Annotated in this window: 6 protein-coding genes; 4 read left to right on the top strand and 2 right to left on the bottom strand. The window is 70.4% G+C overall.

Going from position 1 to position 7,113, the window contains the following annotated elements; translation table 11 throughout:
* The first annotated feature begins 231 nt into the window (after positions 1 to 231).
* A complete protein-coding gene (locus E1284_RS36965; RefSeq protein WP_279433112.1) occupies positions 232 to 1,794 on the top strand; it encodes an acyl-CoA synthetase in 1,563 nt (520 codons plus the stop codon).
* On the opposite strand, the gene E1284_RS36960 is transcribed toward E1284_RS36965, so the two are convergent.
* The gene (locus E1284_RS36960; RefSeq protein WP_131944798.1) at positions 1,791 to 2,891 is read right to left on the bottom strand and encodes a PucR family transcriptional regulator; all 1,101 of its coding nucleotides are present in this window, start codon (positions 2,889 to 2,891) and stop codon (positions 1,791 to 1,793) included. The genes E1284_RS36965 and E1284_RS36960 overlap by 4 nt on opposite strands.
* A 117-nt stretch (positions 2,892 to 3,008) precedes the next feature.
* Here E1284_RS36960 and E1284_RS36955 point away from each other — a divergent pair, with 117 nt between their 5' ends.
* Positions 3,009 to 3,917 carry a proline dehydrogenase family protein gene (locus tag E1284_RS36955; protein WP_131944797.1) on the top strand — a complete coding sequence of 303 codons (909 nt, stop codon included), beginning with the start codon at positions 3,009 to 3,011 and terminating at the stop codon, positions 3,915 to 3,917.
* Positions 3,918 to 3,932: 15 nt separating this feature from the next.
* A complete protein-coding gene (pruA, locus tag E1284_RS36950; RefSeq protein ID WP_131944796.1) occupies positions 3,933 to 5,564 on the top strand; it encodes an L-glutamate gamma-semialdehyde dehydrogenase in 1,632 nt (543 codons plus the stop codon).
* On the opposite strand, the gene E1284_RS36945 is transcribed toward pruA, so the two are convergent.
* A complete protein-coding gene (locus E1284_RS36945) occupies positions 5,561 to 6,772 on the bottom strand; it encodes a cytochrome P450 (RefSeq protein WP_131944795.1) in 1,212 nt (403 codons plus the stop codon). The two genes, pruA and E1284_RS36945, sit on opposite strands and share 4 nt — an antisense overlap.
* A 62-nt stretch (positions 6,773 to 6,834) precedes the next feature.
* On the opposite strand from E1284_RS36945, the gene E1284_RS36940 reads away from it, so the two are divergent.
* Positions 6,835 to 7,113 (top strand): TetR family transcriptional regulator (locus E1284_RS36940; protein WP_131944794.1); only part of this gene is annotated, 279 nt, incomplete at its 3' end.

Raw genomic sequence — 7,113 nt, 5'->3', positions numbered from 1 at the left:
CCCCTGTCCCCCCTTTGCTGCGGGCTGTCGGGTTCCTTGCTGTTTCGGGTGGTGCGGTCGGGGCTCCGTCCTTGTCCCCCTTGCTGCGGACTGCTGGTTCTGTTTCGGGCGGGGCGGTTGGGGTTTATCCCCCTTTTCGGGGGTGGTCCCTCGGGTGGGGGGCGTGGTTAGGATCACGGTGTTGGGGCTTACCTGCGGTTTTGTGTTTGGGGGACGGTCTTGTCCGGATCTGTGGTTCGTGCTCGTCAGCACTCTGTGGGGGATCTGCTGCATCGGACGGCGCGGCGGTATCCGGGGAAGCTCGCCGTCGTCAGCGGGGAATTGCGGGTCACGTACGCGGAGTTCGACGTCGCGGTCAACCGGGCCGCGCACGCGCTCGCGGCGCGCGGGGTCGGCAAGGGGGACCGGGTCGCGCTGCTCAGCCACAACTGCTGGCAGTACGCGGTGATCGCGTTCGCCACGGCCAAGCTCGGTGTCGTGCTCGTGCCGGTGAACTTCATGCTCAACGCCGAGGAGATCGCCTACATCGTCGAGCACTCCGGGGCGTCCGGGATCATCGCGGAGGACGCGCTGGCTCCCACCGCGGAGAAGGCGCTCGCCATCGCCGGGGTCGAGGGCGGTGTCCGGGGGTGGATTCCGCTGTCGGGGGCCTCGGCGGCCGCCGGGTGGGAGGACGTCGACTCCTGGTGGCTCGACGGGCCCGTGTCCGCGCCGGACGTCCTCGTGGGCGACGACGATCCGCTGCGGCTCATGTACACGTCGGGGACCGAGTCGCGGCCCAAGGGCGTGATGCTGTCCAGCCGGTCGCTGATCAGCCAGTACGTCAGCTGCATCGTCGACGGGGAGATGAGCGCCGACGACGTCGAGGTGCACACGCTGCCGATGTACCACTGCGCGCAGCTCGACTGCTTCTTCTCGGTGGACGTCTACCTCGGCGCCACCAGCATCATCCTGCCGTCGCCCGACCCGGGCGTGCTGCTGGAGACGATCGAGCGGGAGAAGGTCACCAAGCTGTTCTGCCCGCCGACCGTGTGGATCTCGCTGCTGCGGCACCCCGACTTCGACACCCGGGATCTCTCGAGTCTGCGTAAGGGGTACTACGGCGCCTCTCCGATGCCGGTCGAGGTGCTCCGGGAGCTGCTGCGGCGGCTGCCCGACGTGCGGCTGTGGAACTTCTACGGGCAGACGGAGATGGCGCCGCTCGCGACCATCCTGCGTCCCCACGAGCAGCTGGAGCGGGCCGGCAGTGCGGGGCGCGCGTCCATCAACGTCGAGACCATGCTCGTCGATGACGACGGCCAGCCCGTGGGGGTTGGGGAGGTCGGGGAGATCGTCCACCGGAGTCCGCATGCGGCCCTGGGGTACTACCGCGATCCGGAGAAGACCGCCGAGGCGTTCCGGGGTGGGTGGTTCCATTCCGGTGACCTCGGGATCATGACGGAGGACGGGTACCTGTCGGTGGTCGACCGGAAGAAGGACATGATCAAGACCGGTGGCGAGAACGTCGCCAGCCGGGAGGTCGAGGAGGCCGTCTACGAGCTGGACGGCGTCGCCGAGGTCGCCGTCTTCGGCATCGACCATCCGCACTGGATCGAGGCCGTCACGGCCGTCGTCGTGCCGAAGCCGGGTGCGGAGTTGAGCGCCGATGACGTGCATGCGCACGCTCGTGCTCGTCTCGCGGCTTACAAGCGGCCCAAGTATGTGGTCGTCGTCGACTCGCTGCCCAAGAATCCGAGCGGCAAGATTCTGAAGCGGGAGTTGCGCTCCCGGCATGCGGGGCTGGCCGAGGGTTAGGCGTCCTGCTTCAGGTGGGGGGCCAGGGTCAGAGCCAGGTGGAGGGTCAGGCGGTCCTGGCCGTCGGTGAGGGTCAGGGCCGTCAGGTCCTCTATGCGGCGTAGGCGGTGGTAGAGGGTCTGGCGGTGGATGTTCAGGGCCTTGGCCGTCTGCTGGACGTTGCCTGCTTGGTCCAGGTAGGTGCGGGCCGTTTCGGCCAGGTCCGGGTGTTCTAGTAGGGCGTTCGTGCCCGGGGTTTGGGTTGCCTGGGCCAGGGCCTCGCCGCCTGCTGTGCGGAGGAGGCGCAGGGCGCCCAAGGTCGTCCAGTCGCGGGACTCGCCGGGCGCGGCGGTGCGGGCCGCGACGCGGGCGCGGAGCCAGCCTTCGTGGACGTCCTCCAGGGTCGCGCACGGGGAGTACACGCCGGTCTGGACGGGGGCGTTGCGTTCCTCCAGGAGGCGGCGGGCCCTGTCGATCGTCGTGGCGGTGGGTGTCGAGGTGGGGATGACCAGGACGTGGTCGCGCTGCCAGACGGTGGTCAGCACGGAGTGGGGGAGTTGCCACGGGTTCAGTGGTTCGGGCGACGGGGTGCGCAGGACGGCCACGGTGAGGGGCTGGTCGGGGGCCGCGGCCTCGGCCAGGTCGTGGGCCGCCTGCGTCCGGGTGTCCGGATGGGTGGAGAGCAGGTCGGCGACCTTCCAGGTCAGGTCGTCGCGTTCCCTGGCCTGGCGCGCCATGAGGAGCGCCGCACGTTCGCAGAGGGGCATCGCCCTGGTCGCGTGGGCGCCGGTGATGCGCTCCTGGTCGTCCAGGAGCCACAGGTAGCCGTAGGTCACGTTGTTCCAGCGGACCGGCAGGCAGAGCCGGCCCAGCTGGCCGAGGGACGTGTCGGCGGGAATGCGGACGGGGCCGGTGGCGCGGGCGATCCCGTGCCGTTCGAAGCGGGCGCGGACGGCCTCCGACGCGCGGCGGTGCAGGATCGAGTCCATCCGGACGGGGTCGATCGTGTCGCCGTGAGCGGCGTAGGCCACGAGGTGGAAGTCGCGGTCCTCCAGCGTCGCGGGCGCGTGCAGGAGATCTGCGGCCTGCTCCACGATGTCTTGCAGATCGAGAGCCATGTGCCTGCTTTCATACGTTTGTATGAAGTCTAGCCGTCATGAAAGTGGCATTTGGCTGTAGGGGGACGGGGACGGCGCTTCTAACGTTCGAGGTGTTCCTCGACGTTGGAGGCTCCCATGCTCGGTGCCCTTCTGCTCGCCGCCGGCCGCAGTGAACGGACGCGCGGTCTCGTCACGTCCATGCCCCTCACCAGGAGCGTCGTCGACCGCTTCGTGGCCGGTGACGACCTCGAGGCGGCGGTCGGGGCGGTGCGGGAGCTGGCGGGCGCGGGGCTCAGAGTCACGCTCGACCACCTGGGCGAGGACACCCGGGACGCCGCGCAGGCGGAGGCGACCCGCGACGCCTACCTGCGCATGTTCGAGGCCTTCGAGCGGTACGGGCTCGCGGACGGCGCCGATGCCTCGGTGAAACTCTCCGCGCTCGGGCAGGCGCTGCCGGGCGAACTCGCCGTTGACCACGCCCGGGAGATCTGCGCTGCGGCCGGGCGGGCCGGCATGACCGTCACGCTCGATATGGAAGACCACACCACCGTGGACTCCACCCTGGAGACCCTCGGAAAGCTGCGGAGCGACTTTCCTTGGGTGGGTGTCGCCGTCCAGGCGATGCTGCGGCGCAGTGAGGGCGATCTGCGTGACCTCGTGGGGGAGGGGTCGCGGGTCCGGTTGGTGAAGGGGGCCTATGCCGAGCCCGGTTCCGTCGCGTTCCAGGGGCGGCATGAGGTCGACCGCGCCTATGTCCGGGCGCTGCGGATGCTGATGGAGGGCGACGGCTATCCGATGGTCGCCAGCCACGACCCCCGGATCATCGACATCGCGCTCGCGCTGGCCGTCGGGCGTTCCGCGTCGTCCTACGAGTTCCAGATGCTCTACGGGATCCGGGCCGCCGAGCAGCGGCGGCTCGCCCAGGACCACCGGATGCGCGTCTACGTCCCCTACGGCGCCGACTGGTACGGGTACTTCATGCGGCGCCTGGCCGAACGTCCCGCCAACCTCGCGTTCTTTCTCCGTTCGTTCGTCTCCCGCTAAGGAGGGGCCCTTTCCATGGACGCCGTGACCAACGTTCCGATGCCGGTGAACGAGCCGGTGCACGGGTATGCGCCGGGCAGCGCCGAGCGGGCCCGGCTGGAGGCGCGGCTCGCCGAGCTGACCGCCGAGGCGCCGGTCGACCTGCCCATGACGATCGGCGGCGAGCGGCGGCTCGGGGCCGGCGCCAAGGTCGCCGTCGTCCAGCCGCACCGGCACGCGTCGGTGCTCGGGACGTTCGGCACCGCGACGCAGGACGACGCGCGGGACGCGATCGGGGCGGCGCTGAAGGCCGCGCCGGCGTGGCGGGCGCTGTCGTTCGACGACCGGGCCGCGGTCTTCCTGCGCGCCGCCGACCTGCTCGCCGGGCCCTGGCGGGAGACGCTGCTCGCCGCGACCATGCTCGGGCAGTCCAAGACCGTCCAGCAGGCGGAGATCGACAGCCCCTGCGAACTCGTCGACTTCTGGCGGTTCAACGTCCACTTCGCGCGGCGGATCCTCGCCGAACAGCCGATCAGCGGGCCCGGGGTGTGGAACCGGTCCGACCACCGGCCGCTGGAGGGGTTCGTCTACGCGATCACCCCGTTCAACTTCACCGCGATCGCCGCGAACCTGCCGACCGCGCCCGCGCTCATGGGCAACGTGGTCGTATGGAAGCCGTCCCCGACGCAGACCTACTCGGCCGTGCTGCTGATGCGCCTGCTGGAGGAGGCCGGGCTGCCCCCCGGCGTCATCAACCTGGTGACCGGGGACGGGCTCGCGGTGTCGGACGTCGCGCTCCGGCACCCCGAACTGGCAGGAATCCACTTCACCGGGTCCACGGCGACGTTCCGGCACCTGTGGAAGACGGTCGGGAACAACATCGAGAAGTTCCGGAGCTACCCGCGGATCGTGGGGGAGACCGGCGGCAAGGACTTCGTCGTCGCCCACCCGTCCGCCGACCCGGCGGTGCTCAAGACCGCCCTCGTGCGCGGCGCGTTCGAGTACCAGGGGCAGAAGTGCTCCGCGGCCTCGCGGGCGTACATCCCGCGGTCGATCTGGGACGGCGGGTTCAAGGAGGAGCTGGCCGCCGAGGTCGACGGGCTCACCATGGGGGACGTCGCCGACCTGTCCAACTTCATGGGCGCGGTGATCGACGAGCGGGCGTTCGCCAAGAGCAGGGCCGCGATCGACCGGGCGCGGGACGACGGTGACGTCGAGATCGTCGCCGGGGGGACCTACGACGACTCGGTCGGGTACTTCGTCCGGCCGACCGTGCTCGTCTCCGGCGACCCCGAGAACGAGATCTTCCGGACCGAGTACTTCGGGCCGATCCTCGGCGTCCACGTCTACGAGGACGACCGGTACGAGGAGATGCTCGCCCAGATGGAGTCGGTCGCCGACTACGCGCTCACCGGCGCCGTCATCGCCGGCGACCGGGCCGCCGCCGCGCACGCCGCCGAAGTCCTCCGGTACGCGGTCGGCAACTTCTACATCAACGACAAGCCCACGGGCGCCGTGGTCGGCCAGCAGCCGTTCGGGGGCGCGCGGGCGTCCGGGACGAACGACAAGGCCGGATCCGTCTTCAACCTGCTGCGGTGGACCTCGCCCCGGTCGATCAAGGAGACGTTCGTCCCGCCGACCGACTACCGGTACCCCCACATGGGCTAGGTCCCGAGCCCGATGCCCGTGGCCGGGAGCGAGACCCAGCCGCGGGTGAAGGGGGACGAGATCCGCTCGGACGCCTCCAGGTCCACGCCGACATCCGGGTGGGCCCGGAGGAGTTCCTCCAGCGCGACGCGCGCCTGGAGCTTGGCCAGATGCGAGCCGATGCAGAAGTGGACGCCGCTGGAGAAGCCCAGATGGCGCGGGATCTCCCGGGTGACGTCGAGCTCGTGGGCGGACGGGCCGAACTCGCGTTCGTCCCGGTTCGCCGAGCCGAACAGCATCATCACTTTCTCGCCCTCGGGGATCTCCGTGCCGTGGAGTGTCACGGGGCGGGTGGTGGTCCTGGCCAGCGCCTGGACCGAGCCCTCCAGGCGCAGGAACTCCATCAGCGCGTTCGGGATCAGCGACGGGTCGGCCGCGAGGCGCTCGCGCTGCGCGTGGTCGCCGTCCAGTAGCGCCACCCCGTGCGAGACCAGGTTCCCGGTCGTGTCGTTGCCGCCCGCCACCATGACGAAGCAGAACCCGAGGATGTCCCAGTCGGTGAGGCGCTCCCCGTCCACCTCGGCGGCCGTCAGCGCGCTGATCAGGTCGTCGGACGGATCGGCGCGGCGTGCGGCGATCACGTCGGAGAAGTAGGCGAACATCTCCGCCACGGCCTCGACCGCGTCCTTCTGCAGCGACCGCAGGCCGAAGCCCTCGTCCTGGAGCGTCGTCAGCGCGGACACCCACGGGTCGAACCGCGCCCGGTCCGATTCCGGGACGCCGAGCAGGTGGGCCAGGGCGTAGGTCGGGAGGGGGGACGAGAAGTCCTTGTGCAGGTCGGGCGCTTCGCCGTCTGACGCCTTGCGCTCCATCAGGGTGATCCGGGAGCGGACGAAATCGCGCAGCAGGTCTTCCAGCGCGGCGGTCCTGCGCGGCGTGAAACCGTGGCTGATCAGGCGCCGCAGGACGGTGTGCCGCGGCGGATCCAGCATCACGATCGTCGGGGCCAGGCCCAGCGTGCCGATCTCGTCCGGATAGAACGTCAGGCCCTGCGCGGACGAGAACGTCCCCGCGTCCCGCGTCGCCGCCCAGATGTCGTCGAAGCGCGACAGCGCCCAGAACGGCGGATCGTCGTGGCGGTGGACGGGATCCTCGTCCCGCAGGCGCCGGTACGCGGGATAGGGGTCGGCCTGGAATCCGGGATCGAACGGGTCGTAGACGTCCGCCATGGCGCGGCCTCCGCGGGTTGTAACAGGCGTCGTTATTAACGCCCCCTGTTAGTATCATTGGCGTGCCGAAAGACGCAAGAGCCACCCGCCGAGCGCTCATCCGCGCCGGCGCCCACCACTTCGCCGCCCACGGCATCGACGCCGCCCGCACCCGCGACATCGTCGCCGACGCCGGACAGGGCAACGACTCCGCCATCACCTACCACTTCGGCTCCCGCGCCGGACTCCTCGACGCCGTCCTCCGCGCCGGCATCACCCGCATGGAACCCGCCCGCGAAACCGCCCTCCCCGGCCTCCGCCCCCACGACCTGCCCGCCATCGTCGCCGCCATCGTCACCCCC

The sequence above is a fragment of the Actinomadura bangladeshensis genome, from assembly GCF_004348335.1.
Lineage (GTDB): Bacteria > Actinomycetota > Actinomycetes > Streptosporangiales > Streptosporangiaceae > Spirillospora > Spirillospora bangladeshensis.
Note: the sequence above shows the minus strand (reverse complement) of the source record. Positions and strands in the feature narration are given on the sequence as shown.